We start from the raw sequence: 20348 nt of genomic DNA, 5'->3' as shown, positions 1-20348 counted from the left end.
ATGAAACAACGGTGTTACGTGGGCCACGTCGTGGTTCGAAGGGGGGTAGTGCGTTGATCGCGTTGCTCGGGTTGGCAATGGTGGCGGTCTTTCTCTATCTGGTGATGAGCAAGCGGCTGGCCCCGATGGTCGCGCTGATCGTCATTCCGGCGATCTTCGCGGTGATAGCCGGTTTCGCCCCTGATCTGGGCGACATGGTCACCGAGGGCATCACCTCGCTGGCGCCGACCGCGGCGATGCTGATGTTCGCCATCCTCTACTTCGGAATCATGATCGACGCGGGGTTGTTCGACCCGGTGGCGCGGGTGGTCGTCCGGCTCACCGGCAACGACCCGCTGAAGCTGATCATGGGAACGGTGGCGCTGGTCGCCGTGGTCTCGCTCGACGGCGACGGCACCACGACGTTCATGATCACGGTGTCGGCGCTGCTGCCGATCTACCGCAAGCTGGAGGTCAGCCCGGTGCTGATGACCGGCTTGGCCTGCATGACCAACGCCATCCTCAACATCGTCCCGTGGGGCGGTCCGGCGGCGCGGGCGGCGAGCGTGCTGCGTCTGGACCCGCAGGAGATGTTCGTGCCGATGATCCCGGCGCTGGGTGCCGGACTGGTGGCGGTGTTCGTGATCGCCTACGTGCTCGGTCTGCGGGAGCGGGCGAAGCTGCGGGCGCGCAGCGCCGAACCGGTGCCGGCCGGTGTGGGCGCGGGCGGCGGCGGCCTGGGCGGATCGGAGTCCGATGCCGCCGACGGGCCGGGCACCGGCGGGGACTTCGACGTGCTGGCCCCGGACCGCGAGAGCCTGCGGCCGAAGCTGATCTGGTTCAACGCGGCGCTGACCGCGGCGCTGCTGGTCGCGCTGATCGTCGGTGTGCTGCCCATCGCGGTGCTGTTCATGATCGGCACCGGGATCGCGCTGATCGTGAACTACCCGAGCATCAAGGAGCAGGCGGCGCGCATCGCCTCGCACGCGGACAGCGTGGTCGCGGTGGTGTCGATGGTGTTCGCCGCCGCGGTGTTCACCGGGGTGCTCTCGGGCACCGGGATGATCGAGCAGATGGCGCAGTACCTGCTGCACGGCATGCCGGACGCGCTGTTCCCGTACTTCAGCATCGTGATCGCGGTGCTGAGCATCCCGTTCACGTTCTTCATGAGCAACGACGCGTTCTACTTCGGCGTGGTGCCGATCCTTGCGGAAACGGCGGCGCAGCACGGGATTTCGGCGATGGAGGTCGCGCGGGCGTCGTTGCTGGGCCAGCCGATCCACATGCTCAGCCCGCTGGTGCCCGCGATGTACGTGCTGATCGGGCTGGCGAAGGTGGATCTGGGTGACCAGCACCGGTTCGCCATCAAGTGGGCGTTGCTGGTGTCGCTGGTCGTGATCGCGGCCGGGTTCGCGCTCGGCCTGATCTCGGTGCATTGATCTCCACGCGGCAGGCGAGTCCGGGGAGGGTCCCGCCTGCCGCGTGAAGTACCGGCCCGCTCGCGATCGGAGCGAGGCTGTCGTTGACCGAGTTCGGGCGCCCCCAGGTCGCCCGAACTCGATGCCCCCTGCGAAGGACCAAGATTAGAGCTTGATCCACTTCGCGGGAAGTTTCATCTTGCCCAGCCGACCGGGAATCCGGTAATAAATTGCTGCGTGAATGAGAGATCGCGCCGAATGGAATATGCCAGCGTGGCATTGCGCTGTCCAGGGCCGATCGCGCCACGTCTCGTGCACGGCCGATAAGGTCGACTGCCGTGCAGCAGCGGACCCCACCCACTGAACCGGACGGTGACGCCGAACGGCTCCGCCGTTTGCACCACGACGCGTTGAGCCCCGACGGCACGAGACTGCTGCTGCGCCGGGTAGCCGACGCCGTGCGCGGTGAGGCGGCGCTGGTCGACGCCGCGGGCGAACCGGTCGCGGAAGGCCCTCCCGTGAATCCGGCCGCCGTGGCCGCGATCGCGCCCGACCTGGACCGGATCCGGACGGGCCAGGCGCATTCCGCGGCGGTGCACCACGACGACCGGCTGATCTCCGCGCAGGCCCTCGGCGCGGACGCGCCGATCCTGCTGATCTCGGCGCGGGCGGCGGCCTACCAGGGCGTCGACCGGCTCATCGCGGACGCGGCCCGGCTGCTGTCGATGCGCTGGCATTCCGACGAGGCGCTGCGGGCCGCGCAGCGCGTCGGCCAGGCCGCCACCGCGATCCGCGAGGTCGTGATCCACCTGCTGCTGATGGGGCACACCGACAGCGCCCAGCGGGTCGCGAGCACCCTCACCCCGCGGCTGCCCGCGTTCCTCACGCTCTACGTGATCGAAGCGGACAAGGCCGATCGGGATTCGCTCGCGGCGCGGATCGCGCGCCTCACCGGCGGCCGGGCGTGGATCGTGCACTGCCCGGTGTACGTCAAGCACCTGATCGCGCTGGTTCCCGCGGGCGAGCACGAACGCCACCGCCCCGCCGACGCCGTGGCGGACCTGGTGCGCGGGGTCGTGGCCGGGCAGGAGCGGATCCGGGTGGGCGTGAGCCGGGTCGTGTCGCTGCGCGAAGTCGGGGTCGCTTACGAGCAGGGCTTCCACGCGCTGGCCGCGGCTCGCGGCGGGGCCGGTTCCTTCGAGCTGTTCGCCTTCCAGGAGAGCCTCGCCGCGATCGTCGGACCGGAGGGGGAGGGCTGGGCCACGCGGGTCCTGGCGCCGCTGCGCGCGTTCGTTCCCGCCCGCACCCAGGACCCGGACGCGGCGACCTTGGAGCTGACGCTGGGGTCGTGGCTGACCCTCGGCACCAGCGCCACCCGCCAGCTCAAGATCCACCGCAACACGCTGACGTCGAGGTTGGCGCAGCTCGACCGCATCCTCGACTGCGACGTGCGGGACCTGCCCACCCAGGCTCGGCTGCACTTGGCGCTGCGCTTGGCCGCCCGGTCCGCCGAACCGCCCGCCGAACCCGACGAGGCGGACCTCCCGGACCTGCTGGAGACCGACGCGGTCCGGGCCTGGACGGCGCGGCAGCTCGAACCGCTGCACCACGCCGAGGAGCACCTGCTCGACACGCTCCGCGCGTGGCTGGGCGGCGGGGCCCGGCTGGAGCAGGCGGCGCGCACCCTGGGCCTGTCGGTTCCGGCGGTGCGCAAGCGGATCGTGCGCATCGAGCGGCTGCTCGAACGGTCCCTGCTGCACGGCCCGTCGGTCCGCTACGACCTGCACTTCGCCCTGCGACTGCACGACGAGCCGGTCGCCGAGTCCGCACTGGGCACGTCCTGAGGCTCCGGGGCCTTGCCCACCCGCTCACGAGCGGATCCCACCGCACCGGCCGAAGCGCTCGGGGCGATGGGGACCCGATCACGGCCTGACCCCGCTATGCCTGCGGTTGTCCCGCGCCCACGTGGGCGGGCAGCGGAACGCAGAGGGTGGCTCCGGCCTGGATCTGGTCCGGGTTCAGGATGTGGTTGTAGTGCGCGAGCTGCCGCATCCCGACGTGGAACCGCTCGGCGAGCTCGGAGAGCGTGTCGCCGGGCTTGATCTGGTAGGCGTTGCACACGTTCTCGTCCTCGGTCAGGAACAACAACTCGCCGACCTCGATGTGGTCCGGGTCCTCGATCTTGTTGATCCGCGCGAGTTCCTGCCACGGAACGTGGAACCAGACGCCGATCTCGCTGAGCGTGTCATGGGTCTGGACCCGGTAGGTGTTGCAGTTCGTCATGGCGTCCTCCCGGTGAGGTGTCCGGATCGGGTGGCGGGCTTCGGCGGCGCCCTCCGCCGATGTGCCGAAACCCGTCCCGAGTACACCTCCGTGCGCACGCGGCCGAAATGGTCCGGCGGGTTCATTGGGGGTTGGTCCTGGCACGCGGTGACCGATCACGCGGATCACGTGCCGGTGTCGAGCCGCGTCCGCGAGCCACCGGTTCGCGCGACTGAGCTCGTGCTCGCTAGTACCACCGGCCGACGCGCGAAGGAGCCGCGTCCGAACGGGTCTGCGGCGGGCTCGGCGCACCTGAACCGGCGGTTGCGCGGCAGGAGCAGGTGAGACCGCTGATCGGAGGCCGGGGGAACGGGGCCGTCAGCTCGGGGCCGAGACCGGACCACCTCGCGCGTCGGCCCGGTGCAGGGCGGTCTCCGCGCGGTTCGCTCGAACCCCGTTGTTCGACCGGATCAGCGCGGAGTGGTTGAGGCGCTGGCGGCGGGCCCGGCTGGCGGCCTCGGCGCGCGCCCGCAGCCCCAGCTTGTCCAGGATGTGGTGCACGTGGTTCTTCACCGTCGGCAACGCGATGCACAGCCGTCGGGAGATCTCCTGGTTCGACAACCCCTGCTCCAGCAGTTCGGTGATCTCGGCTTCCCGCCTGCTCAACGGCTCCAGCGGGCCGCCGGGCCGCAGTTCGGCGGTCAGCTCGGCCACCCGGTGGCTCAGGGCCGCCGCGACCCGCGGCGAACAGCGCAGCTCGCCGGTCGCGGCGCTTTCGATGGTGCGCCCCAGTTCGGCGATCGGCTGCTCCCGCGTCAGGTAACCGGCGGCGCCCATCTCGGCATACGCGATGATGTCGACTTCGTCCTCGGACACGCCCAGCACGACGATCGGCAGCCCGGGGTTGCGGGCCGCCAGCGAGCCCACCGCGCCGAGCCCGTCGCCGGAGTCCACCACATCGAACAGGATCACCCCGCGCACCGCCGACAGCGGTGCGATCTCCTCGGGCCGAGATACGGCGGCGATCACGTGGAATCCGCCGATGTTCCGCAGGATGAGCGCCAAGCCCTCCCGGTAGAACCGGTTCGGGGCGATGACAGCGACCTCGATCATGGTTGAACCCCCGCTTGAAACCGGACCGTGGCGGCGACGGCGCCGAACCGCTGGAGGCGTGCGACCGCATCTCGCGCCGCCGGCAGGCGCGGTGCGGGCCGTCCAGCTGAACCCGCACGCCTCTCAGCTGGCGTGCTTCGAGCGCGCGTCGATCGGTTTCCCCGCGCGCAGCCTTGCGCAACGCGGCTCCACGCTAGCCGCGCGCCGCGCGGGACCGACATGGTCCATGGTCCCTGTTGCCACCGGGAAGCGATCCCGCTTCGGGCTTCCGGCAACAACCCGGTGGCCACGAGGGTCGGTGCTGCCGTGCGAGCGGCGGCGGTCCGGAGCCGCGACCTCGGCGAACCCGAGGACGGCCCCACCACGGGCTTGTGCGGTGTCCCGATCGTGCATTCCGAACAGGACTGATCAAGGCCGTTCGCCGGGGCAGCCCTCCAAACCTTCGAAGGTGAGCTTGGTGACCGCGTCGGCGAGCGCGGCGGCGTCCAGACCGGGCTGCGGGCGGTACCACTCGATGATCGAGTTGATCGTTCCGAACAGCAACCGGCTGGTCAGCGCCGGGTCGAGGTCGGAGCGCAGGCTGCCGTCGCGTTCCGCCTCCGCGACCAGGGCGCCGAGGAACGCGTCGATCTCGCGACGGCGGACGAGCGCGGCGCGCTCCACCTCGCTGTTGCCGCGGACCCGCAGCAGCACCGTCACGAACGGTTGCTCCTCGACGAGCACGTGCACGCTGCGCCGCACCACGTGGCGCAACCGGTCGATCGCGGGCCCCTCGCGGGATTCCGGTTCGGCGGTCACGGCCAGCAGCGCGTCCAGCGCGCGGTCCACCGTGCGGCGCAGCAGCTCCTGCTTGCCGGAGACGTGGTGGTAGATCGCGGATTTGGTGATGCCGAGGCGCTTGGCCAGCTCCTCCATGCTGGTGCCGTCGTAGCCGCGTTCGTGGAAGACGACCGCCGCGACGCGCAGCAGCGAATCCACGTCGTGGCCGGGCCTGCCCCGTCCGCGGGTCATGCGCCGCGCTCGTCGCGCACCCGGCGCAGCTTGCCCACCGAGCGTTCGAGCGTGCCGGGGTCGACGACGGCGATCTCCGCGGTGATGCCCACCGCGTCCTTGACCGCCCTGGTCAGCGAGGCGGGTGCGGCTCGTCGCTGGTCGGCGGTCGTGTCGTCGAGCGCTTCGACGCGGATCGTCATGTGGTCCATCCGCTCGCGGCGGGACAACGTGATCTGGAAGTGCGGCGACAGCCCGTCGGCGCGCAGCACGAGTTCCTCGATCTGAGTGGGGAAGACGTTGACGCCGCGCAGGATGATCAGGTCGTCGCTGCGCCCCGTGATCCGCTCCATCCGCCGCATCGCCGGGCGCGCGGTCCCCGGCAGCAGCCGGGTCAGGTCGCGGGTGCGGTAGCGGATGATCGGCAGGGCGTCCTTCGTCAACGAGGTGAACAGCAGCTCCCCGGATTCGCCGTCGGGAAGCGGATCGCCGAGGACGGGGTCGATCACCTCGGGGTAGAAGTGGTCCTCCCAGATGTGCAGCCCGTCCTTGGTCTCGGCGAACTCGGCCGCGACGCCGGGTCCCATCACCTCGGACAGCCCGTAGATGTCGACCGCGTCGATGCCGAGCGCCTGCTCGATCTCGCGGCGCATGTCCTCGGTCCACGGCTCGGCGCCGAAGATCCCCGCGCGCAGCCCGGTGTCGCGCGGATCGATGCCCTGGCGCCGCAGTTCGTCGACGAGGGTGAGCATGTAGCTCGGCGTCACCATGATCAGGTCCGGCCGGAAGTCGCGGATCAGTTGCGCTTGGCGCGCCGTCATCCCGCCGGAGGCGGGGACCACGGTGCAGCCGAGGTGCTCCGCGCCGTAGTGCGCGCCGAGCCCGCCGGTGAACAGGCCGTACCCGTAGGAGATGTGCACCAGGTCGCCGGGGCCGCCGCCCGCGGCCCGGATGGAGCGGGCCACCACCTCCGCCCACACCTGCAGGTCGTTGCGGGTGTAGCCGACGACGGTGGGCTGCCCGGTGGTGCCGCTGGAGGCGTGGATGCGGCTGACCTGCTCGCGGGGGACGGCGAACGCGCCGAAGGGGTAGTTGGCCCGCAGGTCGTCCTTGGTGGTGGCGGGGAACTTCGCGAGGTCCGCCAGGCTCCGGCAGTCGCTCGGATGCACCCCGGCGGCGTCGAACTTGGCGCGGTAGAAGGCGACGTTGCGGTACGCGTGGTCCAGCGTCCACTGGAGGCGTTCCAGTTGCAGGGCGCGGAGTTCGTCCTCGCCGAGCCGCCCGGACTCGCCGGGAGCGGTGGTGCCCGGCGCCGTCGTCGTTCCCGTCATGGCCTCGGGTCCTTCCCACCGTTGAGGGTTCTGCTGTGGCCGCGGAATTCGGCGATCACCGGGGCGTCCGGCGCCGCGCCGCGGCGCACGGTGATGTCGTAGATGCCGCTGCGCCCGAAGCGGGTGCGCTCGGCGGCCTCGGCGTGCAGGTCGTCGCCGGCGTGGGCGGGCGCGACGAAGGTGATCTCGGCGCTCGCCGCGACGGTCACCGGGCCGTGGCTGTTGCAGGCGCAGGCGAACGCGGTGTCGGCGAGCAGGAACACGTAGCCGCCGTGCGCGATGCCGTGGCCGTTGACCATCGCCGGGGTGACGGTCATGCGGGCGGTGGCCCGCCCGTCGGCCGCCGTGCGCAGTTCGATGCCGAGAGCGCGGGACGCGTCGTCCTCGTCGAACATCGCTCGCGCCGGTCCGGCCACGTCTTCCGCCGTGCTCAACGGCTCCACCACCTTGCGTACTGACCGAACAGTCGGTTATTAATTGCAGTGTTGGTGGCGGCGGTCACGATGTCAACCCGCCGCGATCCCGTTCCCATCCGGTCGGCGGCGCAGCCGGCCACCAGGAGGTCGGCCCGCCCATGAGCAGCGCGCCAGTGCAGGTTCTGCCCAGTTTCGTGCAAGGACGATGGCAGTCCCCGGCCGACGAGGGAGTGGTGCTGCCGGACGCGGTCACGGGGGAACCGGTCGCGCGGATCTCCTCGGCGGGCATCGACATGGGCGCCGCGCTCGACCACGGCCGCCGCGTCGGCGGAGCCGCGCTGCGGGCGCTGACCTTCCACCAGCGGGCGGCGCTGCTCAAATCGCTCGCGTCGTACCTGCGGGAGCACCGCGAGGAGCTCTACGCGCTGTCCGCGCGCACCGGTGCGACGCGCGGCGACTCGAAGTTCGACGTCGACGGCGGCATCGGGGTGCTGTTCACCTACTCCAGCAAGGGCCGCCGCGAACTGCCCGACGGCACCGCCTACCTCGACGGCGCCGTGGAGCCGCTGGGCAAGGGCGGGACGTTCGTCGCCCAGCACCTGTGCACCCCGCTGCAGGGCGTCGCGGTGCAGATCAACGCGTTCAACTTCCCCGTGTGGGGTCCGCTGGAGAAGTTCGCGCCCGCCTTCCTCGCCGGGGTGCCGAGCCTGATCAAACCGGGCAGCCGCACCGCGTACCTGACCCACCGGCTGGTCGAGCTCATCGTCGAATCCGGGCTGCTGCCGGACGGGTCCGTGCAACTGGTCTGCGGCGGCGCTGGCGACCTGCTCGACCACGTCACCGACCAGGACCTGGTGTCGTTCACCGGCTCGGCCGCCACCGCGCAGCGGCTGCGCGCGCACCCGGCGGTGGTGGCGAACTCGGTGCGGTTCAACGCCGAAGCGGACTCGCTGAACTGCTCGATCCTCGGCCCCGACGCGCGGCCGGGCACTCCCGAGTTCGACCTGTTCGTCGACCAGCTCGTCACCGAGATGACCGTGAAGGCGGGCCAGAAGTGCACCGCCATCCGCCGGGCGCTGGTGCCCGCCTCGCGCATCGACGAGGTGGCCGCGGCGGTCTCGGCGAAGCTGGCGGAGATCACCGTGGGGGCGCCTGGCGCCGAAGGCGTGCGGATGGGCGCGCTGGCGGGCCTGGACCAGCGGGAAGAAGTGCGGCGGTCGCTGAAATCGCTGCTGGAGGTCGCGCGCGTCGTGCACGGCGACCCGGACTCGGTGGAACCGGTCGGCGCCGACGCCGAACGCGGCGCGTTCCTGGCTCCGATCCTGCTGCGCTGCGACGACCCCGAACAGCCCCAGCCGCACGAAGTGGAGGCGTTCGGCCCGGTCAGCACCCTGCTGCCCTACGACGACACCGAGCACGCCGTGCACCTCGCCCGCCTCGGCAAGGGCAGCCTCGTCGGCTCGGTCGTGACCGCCGACGCCGAATTCGCCCGCGACGTGGTGCTCGGCGCCGCCTCCCGGCACGGGCGGCTGCTCGTGCTCAACCGGCACGACGCCGCCGAATCCACCGGGCACGGCTCGCCGCTGCCGCAACTGGTCCACGGCGGCCCCGGCCGCGCGGGCGGCGGCGAAGAGCTCGGCGGCATCCGCAGCGTGCTGCACCACATGCAACGCACCGCGGTGCAAGGCGACCCGCAGACCCTCACCGCCATCACCGGCCAATGGGTGCCCGGCAGCGAACGCACCCGCACCGACGAGCACCCGTTCCGCAAGCACCTGGAACAGCTGCGCCCCGGCGACGCCGTGGTGGCGGGCCCGCGCACCGTGACCGAACAGGACGTGGCGCACTTCGCCGAGTTCACCGGCGACACCTTCTACGCGCACACCGACGAGGAAGCGGCCCGCGCCAACCCGTTCTTCGGGGGCAAGGTCGCGCACGGCTACCTGGTGGTGTCGTTGGCGGCCGGGCTGTTCGTCTCGCCCGAACCGGGGCCGGTGCTGGCGAACTACGGGCTGGAGAACCTGCGGTTCCTCACGCCCACCTACCCCGGCGACGAGATCACGGTGACGCTGACGGCGAAGCAGATCACCCCGCGGCAGAACGCCGACTACGGCGAGGTCCGCTGGGACGCCGACGTCACGAACCAGGACGGAGCCTCAGTAGCCAAGTACGACGTCCTCACCTTGGTCGCCAAGCAGACGAGGTGAGTGGCTGCTGCTTCCGTTGCGATGGGGGCGGGTGGCGGGTTCTCAGGTGTCTTCTCGCTGCGGGATCTTTTTCCCGAGTGGCTCCGCCACGAGGGAAAAAGCTGTCCTCGCGAGAAGACACCTGAGAACCCGCGGGTGGTCGATCTGCGTGCGTGGTCGCTGCTCAGCGGCTTCGCCGCTGACAAGACAAAGACGAGAGATGCGGTCTAGGGCCGCTCTCGGAGAGGCGGGGCGGGTGCCTTGCTTTTCGGGGGGTGGCGCGGGAAAATTTACTGACCGAATGGTCGGTTCGGAGTGGAGAGGTGGAGGTGGCGCACGTGGCGAGCAGCGCGGCGGAGGTGACGACGCCGGAGCGGGTCTTCGAGGAGACGATCGAGCGGGATCAGCGGATCGAGCCGCGGGACTGGATGCCCGAGGGCTACCGCAAGACCCTGGTGCGCCAGGTCGCCCAGCACGCCCACTCCGAGATCATCGGGATGCAGCCCGAAGGCGCCTGGATCGCGCGGGCGCCCTCGTTGCGGCGCAAGGCGATCCTGCTGGCGAAGGTGCAGGACGAAGCGGGCCACGGGCTCTACCTGTACTCGGCGGCGGAGACGCTGGGCGCCGACCGCGCCGACCTCACCGCGAAGCTGATCTCGGGGCGGCAGAAGTACTCGTCGATCTTCAACTACCCGACGCTGAACTTCGCCGACATCGGCGTCATCGGCTGGCTCGTCGACGGCGCCGCGATCTGCAACCAGGTACCGCTGTGCCGCAGCTCCTACGGGCCCTACGCGCGGGCCATGGTGCGAATCTGCAAGGAGGAGTCGTTCCATCAGCGGCAGGGCTACGAACTGCTGCTGACGATGATGCGCGGCACCGAGGCGCAGCGGGACATGGTGCGCGACGCGGTGGACCGCTGGTGGTGGCCGTCGCTGATGATGTTCGGCCCGCCCGACGGGGACTCGCCGAACACGCGGCAGTCGATGGCCTGGAAGGTCAAGCGCCACACCAACGACGAACTGCGCCAGAAGTTCGTGGACATGACGGTGCCGCAGGCCGACGCGCTCGGCGTCTCGCTGCCCGACCCGGAATTGCGCTGGAACGCCGACCGCGGCGCGCACGACTTCGGCGAGCCGGACTGGGCGGAGCTCAAGCGCGTCATCAGCGGTGACGGCGCGTGCAACGCGGAACGCGTGGAACGCCGCAGGACCGCCCACGAACAGGGCGAATGGGTGCGGGAGGCCGCCGCGGCGCACGCCGCGAAGCGGGCCGCACGGCAGGAGGCGACGGCATGAGCGAGCAGCAGGAGCGGTCGAACTGGCCGCTGTACGAGGTCTTCGTGCGCGGCAAGCGCGGCCTCAACCACGTGCACGTCGGTTCGCTGCACGCCGCGGACGAGCAGATGGCGTTGCACAACGCCAGGAACCTCTACACCCGCCGCAACGAGGGCGTGAGCATCTGGGTGGTGCCGGCCGCCGCGATCACCGCGTCGAGCCCGGACGAGAAGGACCCGTTCTTCGCGCCCAGCGGCGACAAGGTCTACCGGCACCCCACGTTCTACGACATCCCCGACGACGTCCCGCACATGTGAGGCCGCCATGTCCTTCGACAACGCCTACGAGGCGCTCACCGAGCAGAACGACGCGCGGTGGGCGTTCGGCACCGGTTTCGACGATCCGCTGGCCGGGGTGGACACCGCACTGCCACCGGGCGTCGACGCGGCCGTGCTGTCCGGGTACTGCCTGGCGCTGGCCGACGACGCGCTGATCGCGTCGCAGCGCCTCGCCGAGTGGGTGACCCGCGCGCCGGAGCTGGAGGACGAGGTGGCGCTGGCGAACATCGCGCTCGACCTGCTCGGCCAGGCGCGGCTGCTGCTGGCGCGCGCCGGGCGCACGGGCGAGGCGGTGCGCGACGAGGACGAGCTGGCGTACTTCCGCGACGCCCACGAGTTCCGCAACGTGCGGCTGGTCGAGCAGCCGCACGGCGACTTCGCGGAGACGGTGGCGAGGCTGCTGGTCCTGTCGAGCTGGCGGCTCGCCCTGTTCACCCGGCTGACGTCGTCGGAGGACCCGGTGCTGGCCGCGATCGCGGCGAAGGGCGCCAAGGAACTCGCCTACCACCGCGACTACGCGGCGCAGTGGGTGGTGCGGCTCGGCGACGGCACCGCCGAATCGCACCGCCGGATGCGGGCCGGGTTCGACGAGGTCCGGCCCTTCTTGGCGGAACTGTTCGCGGTCGGCGACGTCGAACGCGCCGCGACCGCGCAGGGCGTCGGCGCGGATCCCGCCGCGGCGCTGGACGAGGTGACGGCCGTGCTGGAGCAGGTGTGCTCCGCGGCCACCGTGGACGCCCCGCCGATCGCACCCGCCACCGAGGTGTCCGGGCGCGTCGGCGAGCACACCGCCCACCTGGCCCCGCTGCTCGCGGAACTCCAGGGCGTCGCCCGCGCGCACCCGGAGGGGACGTGGTGATGACCGCGACCGGACTGCCCCGCGCCCGGGAGATCGCCGAGGCGGTGACCGACCCCGAGCTGCCGATGCTCACCCTCGCCGACCTGGGCGTGCTGCGCGGCGTCGAGCTCACCGGCGACGGCACCGTCGTCGTGACGCTCACCCCGACGTACTCGGGATGCCCGGCGATGGCGGAGATGCGCGCCGACGTGCACCGCGGCCTCACCGCCGGAGGTTTCGAGCGGGTGCGGGTCCGCACCGCGCTGGACCCGCCGTGGACCACCGACTGGATCAGCCCGCGCGGGCGGCACAGGCTCGCCGAGCACGGCATCGCCCCACCGGGCACCGCACCGGCGCGCGGCGGCCCGGTGCCGCTGCGGCTGGAGCCGCCGCGGGCTCAGGTTCGCTGCCCCCGCTGCGGTTCGCCGCGCACCGAGGAGCTGTCGCGGTTCAGCGCCACCGCCTGCAAGGCGCTGCGGCGCTGCACCGACTGCGCCGAACCCTTCGAACACGTCAAGGAGATCTGAGGGTGACTTCCACGATGGACGGGCCGGTGACTTCGCGCCGCGGCACCGGTTTCCACCCGTTGCGGGTGGCCGCGGTGGACCGGCTGTGCGACGACGCCGTCGCCGTCACCTTCGACGTGCCGGACGAGCTCGCCGCCGAGTTCGCGTTCCGCCCGGGGCAGTCGCTTACGCTGCGCCGCGCCGGAACCGACGGCGAGCACCGCCGCTCCTATTCGATCTGCGCGCCGGTGGGGGAGCGCCCCCGCATCGGGGTGCGGCTGGTTCCGGACGGGCTGTTCTCCGCGTGGCTGGTGGAGGAGGTGCGCCCCGGCGACCTGATCGACGTGGCGCCGCCGTCCGGATCGTTCACCCCCGACCTGGACGCCACCGGCAGGCACGTGCTGATCGCGGCGGGTTCCGGCATCACACCGGTGCTCTCGATCGCGGCGAGCCTGCTGCGGGACAGCGGCGCGGACGTGACCTTGGTGTACGGCAACCGGCGCAGCGACACGGTGATGTTCGCCGACGAGCTCGCCGACCTCAAGGACCGCTACCCGGCCCGGCTGGACCTGGTGCACGTGCTCTCCCGCGAACCGCGCGAATCGGAGCTGCTGTCCGGTCGCCTCGACGCGGCGAAGCTGGCGGCGCTGCTGGACGCGCTGATCCCGGTGGACGAGGACGCGCACTGGTGGCTGTGCGGCCCGTACGGCATGGTCACCGCCGCGCAAGACGTGCTCACCGGGCTCGGCGTCGCCCGCGAGCAGGTGCACCAGGAGCTGTTCTACGTCGACGAGCCCCCGCCGAACCCGATCCGGCCGGAGGACGCCCCGCCCGCCGGCGCGCGCAGCGACGTGACCGTGGTGCTCGACGGACGCACCAGCACGCTGTCGCTGCCGCGCGACGTCCCGGTCCTCGACGGAGCCCAGCGGTCCCGCCCGGACCTGCCGTTCGCCTGCAAGGGCGGCGTCTGCGGCACCTGCCGCGCCCAGGTCACCTCCGGTGCGGTCGCGATGCGCCGCAACTTCGCCCTCGAACAGTCCGAAGTGGACGCGGGATTCGTGCTCACCTGCCAATCCCTGCCCGTCACCGACGAGGTCACCGTCGACTACGACACCTGATCACGGCGAACCCGCGGCGCGCAGCATGCGCAGGTGGCCGATCTCCGCGACGTTCTTCATCAGCTCGGCGTTCACCCAGGCGACCGTGTGGGCCACGGTCATCGCCGGATCGTCCCGCCAGGGGAACGGGGCGGGGTCGTCGAGCCGCCGGTCGGTGAGCTCGTCCAGCACGACCAGCCACTCGGCGCGCAGGTCGCGCAACCAGCCGACCGCCAGGTCGCCGTCGCCGGGCCAGGTGATGTCCGCGCGGTCGCGCGGCGGCCTGCCGCGCAGGTGGTCGAGGGTCGTTCCCCACCACCAGCCGATGTGCCAGGCGACCCAGGCGATCGTCGGGACCGGAACGGGATCGGGCTCGACCTCGGCGAAATCCGGCGTCCAGCCGCCTCCGGCGTCCGGGCGCAGCGTCCAGCAGAGCTCCGCGGGCTCCCACCGGAAGTCGGCTTCCTCCAGCCGCTCCAAGTGGTACTCGAACAGCGACCAGGTCATGTCGAACTGCCAGCGCAGCAGCTCCGGGCGCGAAGTGGGCACCGCTCGACCCTGCCACGCCAGGTGACGGCGGCGGAAATCCTTTTCGACGTCAGCCGCGGCTCATCTCGTCGAGCACGAGGACCCGGTCGTCCCAATAGGTGCGCTGGAGCTCCGCCGGGTCGTGATCGTCGAGGTACTCCGCCCACAGCATGAAGTACGTCCACCCCGGCTGGGCGTCGAGCAGCTCCGGCGTCGGGGCGGTGCCGACCTCGCCGAGCGCGATCGGCCGGTCGCCCGCCACCGCGAGCATGGCCTGGTAGTCGGCGTCGGTGGGGGCGGCCTTTTCCCAGATGTCGATCGAGGCCACGTCCACCTGCTCGTCCGCGGGCAGGTACGCGCCCAGGTCGCTGATGTCGGAGTCCTTCACGTTCCAGTTCCACACGAGGCTCGTCAGCCCCTGGCCGGTCAGGTGCTCGTGGGTGATCCGGTACAGCGCGGCGCTGCCGTCGGGGCCGGGACGTCCGCCCCACCAGGACCAGCCGTCGTTGATCTCGTGCAGCGGGCGCCACAGGACCTGCACCCCGGCGTCCTGCAGCTGGCGCAGGTACGGCACCGCTTCGTCCAGCCGGGCCTTCCACGCCTCGTTGAGCGGGGTGCCGTCGGTGATGAGCTCCTGCCACTGCTCGTCGGAGAGCTCGGCCCGCACCCCGTCGTCCCACGTGCACGACGAACCCTGGGTCGGCGGGCACACGTGCCAGGTGAGGCTGACCAGCGCGCCGTTGTTCCACTGGTTGATCGCCTCGTCGACCAGGTTCTGCCGGTCGCGCACGTCGGCCTCGGAGAACAGCAGGTCCCCGCCCCACAGCCCCGGGTAGTCCCCGGTGATGTCGTGGACCTGCTGGGTCCAGTGCGTCGGGTTCGACAGCGGTTCCTTGTTGTGCTGCCCGCTGATGGTGTTCGTGCCGGACACCGCCCGCAGGTAGTCGAGGGTCCCCGTCGCGGCCGGGGGCGCCGCGGTCGCCGGGCCGGCGGTCGCGAGCAGCACGGCCGCGACGGCCAGCAGCGGAACGGAACGGCGACGGCGCATCGGCCCTCCAGGGTGATCGGCATCCGCCGGGAAGTCTCGACGCGCGCTCGATCAGCGGTCAACGATCGCGGCGAAGCTGTCGCATACTCGCCGGGCACGCCCGGCTCGCCTGGGCCGTGCGGCGCAATCCGGTCGGTGCGCACCACCGGGACGCGTGGGGCGACGGGGAGGCGCACCCACCCGTCGGCGCCGGAACATCCAATCTGCCACCGGCTCCGGCGGCGGCTAACGTTTCCCCATGGTCCCGATGCCGGTCACCGAGCGAGTCGTGCTGCGGGAGTGGGGTCCCGACGACGTCGACGACGCGTTCGCCGTGTACGGCACCGCCACGGTCACCGACTGGCTGGTGCCCTCGATGCCGCGCGTCGCCGACCTCGCCGCGATGCGCCGGGTGCTGTCCCAGTGGATCGAGGAGCAGCGCGAGCTGCCGCCGCCGCTGGGCCGGTGGGCCTTCGAACACCGCGAGAGCGGCGAGGTCATCGGCGGCGCCGAACTGCGGTTGTTGCCGCCGCACCTCGTAGACGTGGAGGTCGCCTGGCACCTGCGCCCCAACTCGTGGGGCCAGGGCTACGCGAAGGAAGCGACGCGGGAACTGATCCGCTGGGCGTTCGCGCACGAAGCCGTGGAGCTGTTCGCGGTCGTCGACCCGCTCAACGACCGCGCCCACCGCACGGCGCAGCGGCTGGGCATGGAATGGGTCGGCGAGACCACCAAGTACTACGACCGCACCTTGCACGTCTACCGCATCCGCCCGGGCGACCTGGACTGACCGCTGCTCTCCGGCCGCCCGGAGCAGCGGACCGCAGGAGTTGTCCTTGGTCTGGTCTGCGTAGGGGTCGGGTGGCGGAACCTCAGCGGCTTCCTCGCTGCGGGATCGATTTTTCGAGTGGCTCCGCCACACGCGAAATCGCTGTCCTCGCGAGGAAGCCGCTGAGAACCCGCGGGTGGTCTTTTTGCTTCGGTGGTCACTGCTCAGCGGCTTCGCCGCTGAAGAGGCTCAACGAGGGCTTGTTCGGGCTCAGGCGTCCTGGTGGGCGATGAGGTGTTCCAGGAGGACTCGGGTGAGGTCGTCCGCGGCCTGCTCCGGGACCCAGTGGGAGACGTCCTCGATCATCTCGAAGCGGTAGTCGGCGGTGACGTGGTCCCCGGTGGCCAGCGCGGCGGTCGAGCCGAGGGCGCCGTCGTCGGTGCTCCACACGTACAGCGTCGGGACCCGGATCGGGCCGATCGCCTCGGTGAGCTTCGACGCGCGGTACCAGTTCAGCGCGGCGTCCAGCGCGCCCGGCTCGCTGAACCGCTGCACGTACTCCTCGACGTGGTGCTCGGGGATCTTGTGCTCGTACATCCGCCGCAGCCGCCGCGCCCCGTCCTCCAGCAGCAGCTTGTCGGAGCCGGACCGGCGGAACACCTGCATGTACTCGGAGCGCCGCTGCTGGTCCTCGTCCTCGCGCAGGGCGCGGGCGAACGCGTCCAGGTGCGGGACGGAGACCGCGGTGAGCGACTTGACGCGGTCCGGGTGGGCCGCGGCGACCGCCCAGGCGACGGCGGCACCCCAGTCGTGGCCGACCAGGTCGAACCGCGCCCAGCCGAGCCGGTCCGCGATCGCGAGCACGTCGGCGACCAACTCCTCCATCCGGTAGTCGGCGACCTCGGTGGGGCGCACGCCGGGGGAGTAGCCGCGCTGATCAGGGGCGACCGCGTGGCATCCGGCGCCGCCGAGCACCGCCAACTGCTCCCGCCACTCTATGGCTGCTTGCGGGAACCCGTGCAGGAGCAGCACCGGCCGGTCGCCCTCCTCGCCCGCGCTCAACGCGTCGAAGGTGCCCGCAGGGGTGGGGATCTCGATGTAGTCAGCCACCCCCGCACCTTAACCCCCGTCGTGGAGCCTTTGATTGATCTTGGCTTGCGTAGTGGTCGGGTGGCGGAACCTCAGCGGCTTCCTCGCTGCGGGATCCATTTCTGATGTATGCCATACACGGCGAAATGGCTGTCCTCGCGAGGAAGCCGCTGAGAACCCGCCGGTGGTCGGCTTGCTCTAGCTGGTCACTGCTCAGCGGCTTCGCCGCTGACAAGAAAACGTCCAATAGCGTCGGATAGGCGAGATCGAAGACGGGATTTCAGCCCGGTTCTTGGTCTTGTCAGGTCAGGCGGTAGCCCCAGGAGCCTTCGTGGACCTCGCCGGGGCGGAGCACGATCAATCCGTCACCTGTGACGAAAGCGTTGGGGGCGCACGTCATCGGTTCCACGGTGATGCCGGAGCGGGCCGGCCGGTCCGCTTCCGGGGAGTCGTCGGTGTAGACCTGCAGGTATCCGTGGGTGCGGTCCACCCACAGCTCCACCCGGCTCCCGTCGGACCGTCCGAATCGGATGGTCGCGATGCCCTCGGCGTCGCGGGCCAGGTCGGTGAACGCGGTGTCCATCACGGTCGCGCCGATCGGCCGCGCGGCGCGGTAGTCGAACTCGCCGCCCTCCACCGGGGCGGTACCGGTGGGGATCAGCCGATCATTGGTCAGGTAGTAGGTGCTCGCCGGCAGTTCGAAGACGATGTCGTCGATGCTGCCCGTCCCGGCCGCCAGGTAGGTGTGGTTGGCGGTGGCGAACGGCGCGTCGGCCTTCCCGATGTTGCGGGCCGACAGCGTGCTGCGAATCCCGTCGTCCCCCAACGCGAACTCGATGCGGAACGCCAGCTGGAACGGGTAGCCGTAGTGCGGGTGCAGCACGTGCTCCAACACGACCCGGTCGCGCCGGTGCTCGACCGGAGTCCACTCGGTGAAGCCCATCAGCCCGTGCAGCGCCGACTCCCGCTCCGGTTCGTTGATCGGCACCTGCAACTGCTCGCCGCCGAACTCGTAGCGCCCCTGGTCGATGCGATTCGCCCACGGCAGCAGGGTTTTGCCCTGCCAGCCCTCGCCGAGCTCGTCGGCCGCGTGCGTCAGCAGCATCTCGGTGCCGTCGACCCGCCAGGACAGCAAGGTCGCCGCGACTCCGGCCACCACGGCGCTGTGGCGGCCGGAGCGCAGCTCGTAGAGCCGCCCGTGCAGCGAAGCACCGGCGGGCTCCGCGTGCGCCCGCCGCTGCCCGGTCGCGGACATGCCGGCGGCGGTGAGCCCCGCCGTTCCCGCCGCGGCCAGTGCCGCACCACCCAGCGTTCGCCTGCTCCACTTGCGGGACGAGACGTGCTCACCGGACATCGTTGTCCTCCTCGTTGCGGGAAGTCCTGTTGGGACGGAGGCCCCCGACCGGTGCGCACCGGCCGGGGGCGGCTGCGATTACGGGGTGCCCGCGTCGATCACGGCCCGGTTCGCGGCGCGGACCGCGTCCAGGTCCGGTTTGAGGATCTCGCGATCGTAGGTGAAGAAGCCGTTCACCTCGTTCTCCACGTCGGTCGTCTGCGTGTAGACCGAGGCGGAGATCCCCTTCTCGCCGATGATGCGCACCAGGTCGTCGTGCACCTCCTGGTAGCGGCGGGTCAGGTCCTCGCGGGTCTCGACGATCTCGTACGACGAGGGCTCACCGGGCCACAGGTGCCCGTCCTCGATGAGGCCCAGCCCGCCGTACTCGCCGTCCACCGAGGCGCGGTCGCCGGTGACGTCCGGGGCGCCCGGACCGACGTAGGTGTGGTCGTCGTAGATGTGCCCGGCTCCGGTGTCCGGCAACGAGTCGCAGCAGTTCACGCCGCTGGCCGGGTTGACCAACCGGGACGGGTCCTGGGCCTGGACCTGTTCGGCGACGCGAGCGGTGTCGAACTCGCCCCAGCCCTCGTTGAACGGCACCCACGTCACGATCGACGGCGAGCTGCCGAGTTGGTCGATCATCTCGGCGGTCTCCGCCTCGAAGTTCGCCTTCGCCTCGTCACCGGGCGTCTGGCCGTTGACGAGCGCGGGCACGTCCTGCCACACCAGCAGACCGAGCCGGTCCGCGTGGTGGTACCAGCGCGCCGGTTCCACCTTGATGTGCTTGCGGACCATGTTGAAGCCGAGTTCCTTGGTCTGCTCCAGGTCGAACCGCAGCGCCTCGTCGGTGGGCGCGGTGAAGATGCCGTCCGGCCAGTAGCCCTGGTCCAGCGGGCCGTGCTGGAAGAGGATCTCGCCGTTGAGCGCCAGCCGCGGCCGGCCCTGCTCGTCGTCGACGAGCCCGATGGAGCGCATCCCCGCGTAGCTGCCGACCTCGTCGACCGGCTGCCCGTTCGCGTCGAGCAGGCGCACCGCGAGGTCGTAGAGGTACGGGTCGTCCGGCGACCACAGGTGCGGGTCCGGCACGTCCAGGCGCACGTCCTCACCGGCGGGCCCGGTCGTGCGCGCGACCTCGCCGCCGCCCGGTTCGCTGAGCACGGCCTCGATCTGCCCGCCCTGCGAGGAGGCGGCGTTCACGGTGAGGCTGCCGGATCCGAGGTCCGGGGTGGAGCGCAGGTGGGTGATGTGCGCGTCCGGAACCGGTTCCATCCAGACGGTCTGCCAGATGCCGGAGGCGCCGGTGTAGAAGATGCCGCCAGGCTCGTTGCGCTGCTTGCCGACCGGGTAGGGGTTCGCGTCGTTGCGGTCCTCGACCTCGACGGTCAGCTGCTGCGGGCCGCTACCGGTGAGGGCGTCGGTGACGTCCGCGCTGAACGCGGTGAACCCGCCTTCGTGGGTGGCGACCTCCTGGCCGTTGACGCTGACCACCGCCTTCTGGTCGACCGCGCCGAAGTGCAGCAGCAGCCGCTGCCCGGCCCAGTCGGCGGGCACCTCGAAGGTGCGCTCGTAGCGCAGGTGGTCGTCGTGGCGCTGGATGCCGGACAGGCCGGACTCCGGCGGGTAGGGCACCAGGATCTGCTCGGAGGTCTCCGACGGGGGAGCGTCGGCACCGGCGAAGTCCCATAGGCCGTTGAGGTTCTGCCAGCGTTCGCGCGTGAGCTGCGGACGGGGGTATTCGGGCAACGCGTTGTCCGGTCCGACCTGGTCGGTCCACCGGGTCGCCAGCGGTGGATCCTGCGGTTCCCATGCGGACGGGGACGCCTGAGCGGGCATGCCGATCACGGTAGC

At 71.2% G+C, this 20348-nt stretch carries 19 protein-coding genes; 9 read left to right on the top strand and 10 right to left on the bottom strand.

The genetic code is table 11. From position 1 onward, the window contains the following. The first annotated feature begins 11 nt into the window (after positions 1–11). Together BJ969_RS14495 and BJ969_RS14490 are read left to right on the top strand one after the other, a co-directional pair. Complete coding sequence (locus tag BJ969_RS14495) at positions 12–1418, top strand: CitMHS family transporter (RefSeq protein ID WP_343071410.1); 1407 nt, start codon at positions 12–14, stop codon at positions 1416–1418. Positions 1419–1735: 317 nt separating this feature from the next. Next, complete coding sequence (locus tag BJ969_RS14490) at positions 1736–3241, top strand: helix-turn-helix domain-containing protein (RefSeq protein ID WP_184479448.1); 1506 nt, start codon at positions 1736–1738, stop codon at positions 3239–3241. Between the two features lie 94 nt (positions 3242–3335). Here BJ969_RS14490 and BJ969_RS14485 read toward each other — a convergent pair whose 3' ends face one another. The 5 genes from BJ969_RS14485 to paaI all read right to left on the bottom strand — a co-directional run bounded on the left by BJ969_RS14485 (position 3336) and on the right by paaI (position 7488). Next, a complete protein-coding gene (locus BJ969_RS14485) occupies positions 3336–3680 on the bottom strand; it encodes a LysM peptidoglycan-binding domain-containing protein (protein ID WP_184479447.1) in 345 nt (114 codons plus the stop codon). Positions 3681–4037: 357 nt separating this feature from the next. After that, complete coding sequence (locus BJ969_RS14480) at positions 4038–4772, bottom strand: LuxR C-terminal-related transcriptional regulator (protein ID WP_184479446.1); 735 nt, start codon at positions 4770–4772, stop codon at positions 4038–4040. 408 nt (positions 4773–5180) lie between these two features. Beyond that, positions 5181–5783, bottom strand: coding sequence for a TetR/AcrR family transcriptional regulator (locus BJ969_RS14475; protein ID WP_184479445.1), 603 nt, complete (start codon positions 5781–5783; stop codon positions 5181–5183). Continuing rightward, complete coding sequence (paaK, locus tag BJ969_RS14470; RefSeq protein ID WP_184479444.1) at positions 5780–7093, bottom strand: phenylacetate--CoA ligase PaaK; 1314 nt, start codon at positions 7091–7093, stop codon at positions 5780–5782. The genes BJ969_RS14475 and paaK overlap by 4 nt, the downstream gene beginning before the upstream one ends. Continuing rightward, positions 7090–7488 carry a hydroxyphenylacetyl-CoA thioesterase PaaI gene (paaI, locus tag BJ969_RS14465; protein ID WP_184485294.1) on the bottom strand — a complete coding sequence of 133 codons (399 nt, stop codon included), beginning with the start codon at positions 7486–7488 and terminating at the stop codon, positions 7090–7092. Before paaI ends, paaK begins: the two co-directional genes overlap by 4 nt. Positions 7489–7667: 179 nt before the next feature. Here paaI and paaZ point away from each other — a divergent pair, with 179 nt between their 5' ends. From paaZ to paaE, 6 genes are all read left to right on the top strand, one after another. After that, positions 7668–9716 (top strand): phenylacetic acid degradation bifunctional protein PaaZ, encoded by a 2049-nt coding sequence (paaZ, locus tag BJ969_RS14460; protein ID WP_221315823.1) that lies wholly within the window; start codon positions 7668–7670, stop codon positions 9714–9716. Positions 9717–10033: 317 nt separating this feature from the next. Next, complete coding sequence (gene paaA, locus BJ969_RS14455) at positions 10034–10993, top strand: 1,2-phenylacetyl-CoA epoxidase subunit PaaA (RefSeq protein WP_184479443.1); 960 nt, start codon at positions 10034–10036, stop codon at positions 10991–10993. After that, complete coding sequence (gene paaB / locus BJ969_RS14450) at positions 10990–11289, top strand: 1,2-phenylacetyl-CoA epoxidase subunit PaaB (RefSeq protein ID WP_184479442.1); 300 nt, start codon at positions 10990–10992, stop codon at positions 11287–11289. Before paaA ends, paaB begins: the two co-directional genes overlap by 4 nt. A gap of 7 nt (positions 11290–11296) precedes the next feature. Further along, positions 11297–12169: a 1,2-phenylacetyl-CoA epoxidase subunit PaaC gene (gene paaC, locus BJ969_RS14445; protein WP_184479441.1), complete on the top strand. Its 873-nt coding sequence runs from the start codon at positions 11297–11299 to the stop codon at positions 12167–12169. Continuing rightward, on the top strand, positions 12169–12675 hold the full coding sequence (paaD, locus tag BJ969_RS14440) for a 1,2-phenylacetyl-CoA epoxidase subunit PaaD (RefSeq protein WP_184479440.1): 507 nt from the start codon (positions 12169–12171) through the stop codon (positions 12673–12675). The genes paaC and paaD overlap by 1 nt, the downstream gene beginning before the upstream one ends. A 14-nt stretch (positions 12676–12689) precedes the next feature. Beyond that, positions 12690–13772: a 1,2-phenylacetyl-CoA epoxidase subunit PaaE gene (gene paaE, locus BJ969_RS14435; RefSeq protein ID WP_184485287.1), complete on the top strand. Its 1083-nt coding sequence runs from the start codon at positions 12690–12692 to the stop codon at positions 13770–13772. On the opposite strand, the gene BJ969_RS14430 is transcribed toward paaE, so the two are convergent. Both BJ969_RS14430 and BJ969_RS14425 read right to left on the bottom strand, forming a co-directional pair. Continuing rightward, positions 13773–14300: a DinB family protein gene (locus tag BJ969_RS14430; protein WP_343071409.1), complete on the bottom strand. Its 528-nt coding sequence runs from the start codon at positions 14298–14300 to the stop codon at positions 13773–13775. A gap of 49 nt (positions 14301–14349) precedes the next feature. Further along, positions 14350–15327, bottom strand: a complete 978-nt coding sequence (locus tag BJ969_RS14425) for a glycosyl hydrolase (protein WP_184479439.1) — start codon at positions 15325–15327, stop codon at positions 14350–14352. A 238-nt stretch (positions 15328–15565) separates the two neighbouring features. Here BJ969_RS14425 and BJ969_RS14420 point away from each other — a divergent pair, with 238 nt between their 5' ends. Then, entirely contained in the window at positions 15566–16096 is a 531-nt protein-coding gene (locus BJ969_RS14420; protein WP_343071408.1) for a GNAT family N-acetyltransferase, read from the top strand. Between the two features lie 249 nt (positions 16097–16345). Here BJ969_RS14420 and BJ969_RS14415 read toward each other — a convergent pair whose 3' ends face one another. The 3 genes from BJ969_RS14415 to BJ969_RS14405 all read right to left on the bottom strand — a co-directional run bounded on the left by BJ969_RS14415 (position 16346) and on the right by BJ969_RS14405 (position 20333). Beyond that, positions 16346–17185: an alpha/beta fold hydrolase gene (locus BJ969_RS14415; RefSeq protein WP_184479438.1), complete on the bottom strand. Its 840-nt coding sequence runs from the start codon at positions 17183–17185 to the stop codon at positions 16346–16348. Positions 17186–17465: 280 nt separating this feature from the next. Beyond that, positions 17466–18518, bottom strand: a complete 1053-nt coding sequence (locus BJ969_RS14410) for an aldose 1-epimerase family protein (RefSeq protein ID WP_184479437.1) — start codon at positions 18516–18518, stop codon at positions 17466–17468. Between the two features lie 78 nt (positions 18519–18596). Beyond that, positions 18597–20333 (bottom strand): glycoside hydrolase family 2 protein, encoded by a 1737-nt coding sequence (locus BJ969_RS14405; protein WP_184479436.1) that lies wholly within the window; start codon positions 20331–20333, stop codon positions 18597–18599. Positions 20334–20348: the final 15 nt, after the last annotated feature.

The organism is Saccharopolyspora gloriosae (assembly GCF_014203325.1).
GTDB lineage: Bacteria > Actinomycetota > Actinomycetes > Mycobacteriales > Pseudonocardiaceae > Saccharopolyspora_C > Saccharopolyspora_C gloriosae.
Note: the sequence above shows the minus strand (reverse complement) of the source record. Positions and strands in the feature narration are given on the sequence as shown.

What these genes read in the sequence shown, in the direction of transcription:
- BJ969_RS14485 (WP_184479447.1), bottom strand. Translation starts at nt 3,680, where the DNA reads ATGACGAACTGCAACACCTACCGGGTCCAGACCCATGACACGCTCAGC.
- BJ969_RS14480 (WP_184479446.1), bottom strand. Translation starts at nt 4,772, where the DNA reads ATGATCGAGGTCGCTGTCATCGCCCCGAACCGGTTCTACCGGGAGGGC.
- BJ969_RS14475 (WP_184479445.1), bottom strand. Translation starts at nt 5,783, where the DNA reads ATGACCCGCGGACGGGGCAGGCCCGGCCACGACGTGGATTCGCTGCTG.
- paaK (WP_184479444.1), bottom strand. Translation starts at nt 7,093, where the DNA reads ATGACGGGAACGACGACGGCGCCGGGCACCACCGCTCCCGGCGAGTCC.
- paaI (WP_184485294.1), bottom strand. Translation starts at nt 7,488, where the DNA reads ATGTTCGACGAGGACGACGCGTCCCGCGCTCTCGGCATCGAACTGCGC.
- paaZ (WP_221315823.1), top strand. Translation starts at nt 7,668, where the DNA reads ATGAGCAGCGCGCCAGTGCAGGTTCTGCCCAGTTTCGTGCAAGGACGA.
- paaB (WP_184479442.1), top strand. Translation starts at nt 10,990, where the DNA reads ATGAGCGAGCAGCAGGAGCGGTCGAACTGGCCGCTGTACGAGGTCTTC.
- paaC (WP_184479441.1), top strand. Translation starts at nt 11,297, where the DNA reads ATGTCCTTCGACAACGCCTACGAGGCGCTCACCGAGCAGAACGACGCG.
- paaD (WP_184479440.1), top strand. Translation starts at nt 12,169, where the DNA reads ATGACCGCGACCGGACTGCCCCGCGCCCGGGAGATCGCCGAGGCGGTG.
- paaE (WP_184485287.1), top strand. Translation starts at nt 12,690, where the DNA reads ATGGACGGGCCGGTGACTTCGCGCCGCGGCACCGGTTTCCACCCGTTG.
- BJ969_RS14425 (WP_184479439.1), bottom strand. Translation starts at nt 15,327, where the DNA reads ATGCGCCGTCGCCGTTCCGTTCCGCTGCTGGCCGTCGCGGCCGTGCTG.
- BJ969_RS14420 (WP_343071408.1), top strand. Translation starts at nt 15,566, where the DNA reads ATGGTCCCGATGCCGGTCACCGAGCGAGTCGTGCTGCGGGAGTGGGGT.
- BJ969_RS14410 (WP_184479437.1), bottom strand. Translation starts at nt 18,518, where the DNA reads ATGTCCGGTGAGCACGTCTCGTCCCGCAAGTGGAGCAGGCGAACGCTG.
- BJ969_RS14405 (WP_184479436.1), bottom strand. Translation starts at nt 20,333, where the DNA reads ATGCCCGCTCAGGCGTCCCCGTCCGCATGGGAACCGCAGGATCCACCG.